This window comes from Vibrio sp. 1F169 (assembly GCF_041439605.1).
Lineage (GTDB): Bacteria > Pseudomonadota > Gammaproteobacteria > Enterobacterales > Vibrionaceae > Vibrio > Vibrio tasmaniensis_A.
This window is the reverse complement of sequence record NZ_JBGOOI010000156.1, coordinates 1-1,862: the sequence shown is the minus strand read 5'-3', so window position 1 is coordinate 1,862 and position 1,862 is coordinate 1. Positions and strand designations below refer to the sequence as shown.

Below are 1,862 nucleotides of genomic sequence, written 5' to 3'. Positions count from 1 at the left end.
AGAAGCTGCTTAATAAGCAAGCAAATGATGACAACTACCTTGAAAAACACCGCATCCACCGTCTTTATAAGTGGGCTTATCAAAACAGTTCTCCAAAATAAGATCTAATTTCTTAGAAGCTAACTCAACACCATACAGCTCACGAAGGGATTCAAATGCTTGGTCTTCTGGTGTCGTTGCGATTTCATCTGTTTGGTTTTGAGAGTGCCACAAGTCAAAAGGCTTTTTTACAAGATCGATGTCTTGCTGTAATTCCTGAGCAGTCTTCCAGATGTCAGTGATAGCCTCACCCTTTGTATTAACCATAATTTCAACCTAAGAATTATTTAATGCGAGAGTATAAATTGAGAAAGTACCACAGGCAATTCTAGATAAATGGGCAAATCTGAGCTAGGTAGCACTTTTGAGCAAAATGCCACGAGTAAAACCATATCTACGAAGCTTCTAGACAAAAGCTTGTCAGCGACTTTGCTAAATTAGTAAGTCATCAATAACTACAGGTATGGCAAGTTTACTTGTGAAGAGCTGGTGCGATGAGTAACATCGTACCAGAAAAAACATTGGCTGGGTTTGCACTAAGTGCCAGTACGCTAAATGCCCGTGAGGCAGTAACGGAAAAGGCCGCCAAAGTGATCTAAATCTTACTCAGCAAAGCCGAAACGCTTTACGACTACCATAGTAAAGTATTGTTAAGTAGGCAGATATTCCAATTTTTTTGAATCATATCAACGAGAGAAGTATAGTTACATTAATGTAAAATTAAGCCAAGGAAAGTAAGCAATGAGTAGCATTTATAGTTCGTTGACTAAAATTGGGACAGATAGGGAGACCATAAGACCTGTATATAAGCTGAATTGTAAGAAAGACAGCAGTACTCGATTGAGACTTAAAGCTGAAGGATTAGTAGAAAAAGATATTGTTCTAGAAGGTTGTGGTTCTAAAGTAAGAGCTTGGACTCCTGCCAACTAAATGGATGCAAGTATGAAAATAACAAGAACAATCAATAACTTGGGTTTTATTTTTTTATTGGTTGGCTGCCAATCAACTTATACTTATCCCCCCCAACAGAAAGAAACATTAACTAATCCTCCTAATGAAGATACTAATATTGAAAAGTTTCTTGTTTTCGACAAGGTTAGCGTGCGTATTTTTAATAAGATTCCATCACTATATAAGATGAAAGGAGAGGAAGTCAGCTATTGGTCTGATAAATGGCTTGAGGTATTTCTTTATGAGAATGGTAGTTATTATTACGATACAGCTGGCTACTTTGAGATCGAAGGTAAACCACGCAAAATTGAAATAACCTCTAATAAAAAAATTTATTACGAAGAATCACTACAAAAATGGAATATTTCAAGTTCTGATACTGAAGATATAGATCTTACAGTTAAGGTAAATAATAAACAGAAGGTACTAACCTCTAAGGTTGTCGAACTTCCGTTCAAGAAAAAAGCGACACAAGGGGACTTAATTGAAACCTTAGGATTCCCTGATCGCAAAAGGACTTATCACGTTTCATGGCCATGCAGCAAAAAATTGAATGGCATTTGGTATTCACCAGGGCCCAGCGCAGTAGGAAAAATTGACCATTGGTTTTATGATGAATACCCACGATTGGTCATAGATGTGAGCTTTGGAGAGGTTAGAGAAATTCATACCATGCCGTATGGAGAAAGATTGACCAATCGTGCCCCTCGCGGTTGCTAATCTGTGATAATTAGTAATTAGTAATTAGTAATTAGTAATTAGTATTGCAAAGTGTGATGCCGTACTAATTATTTAATTTAAGAACTAAACGTTCTGTCTGTCAATCCCATTTTAAAATGTCCTCTTTTCTCCCAAATAGAAATGTCACCTTT

Annotated in this window: 2 protein-coding genes; one reads left to right on the top strand and one right to left on the bottom strand. The window is 36.8% G+C overall.

Translation table 11 applies throughout. The annotated features are described in order from the left end of the window. Positions 1–9: 9 nt before the first annotated feature. Positions 10–306: a hypothetical protein gene (locus ACED53_RS23300; RefSeq protein WP_371708953.1), complete on the bottom strand. Its 297-nt coding sequence runs from the start codon at positions 304–306 to the stop codon at positions 10–12. A gap of 675 nt (positions 307–981) precedes the next feature. Here ACED53_RS23300 and ACED53_RS23295 point away from each other — a divergent pair. Further along, entirely contained in the window at positions 982–1,710 is a 729-nt protein-coding gene (locus ACED53_RS23295; RefSeq protein WP_133153723.1) for a hypothetical protein, read from the top strand. Positions 1,711–1,862 lie beyond the last annotated feature (152 nt).

What these genes read in the sequence shown, in the direction of transcription:
- ACED53_RS23300 (WP_371708953.1), bottom strand. Translation starts at nt 306, where the DNA reads ATGGTTAATACAAAGGGTGAGGCTATCACTGACATCTGGAAGACTGCT.
- ACED53_RS23295 (WP_133153723.1), top strand. Translation starts at nt 982, where the DNA reads ATGAAAATAACAAGAACAATCAATAACTTGGGTTTTATTTTTTTATTG.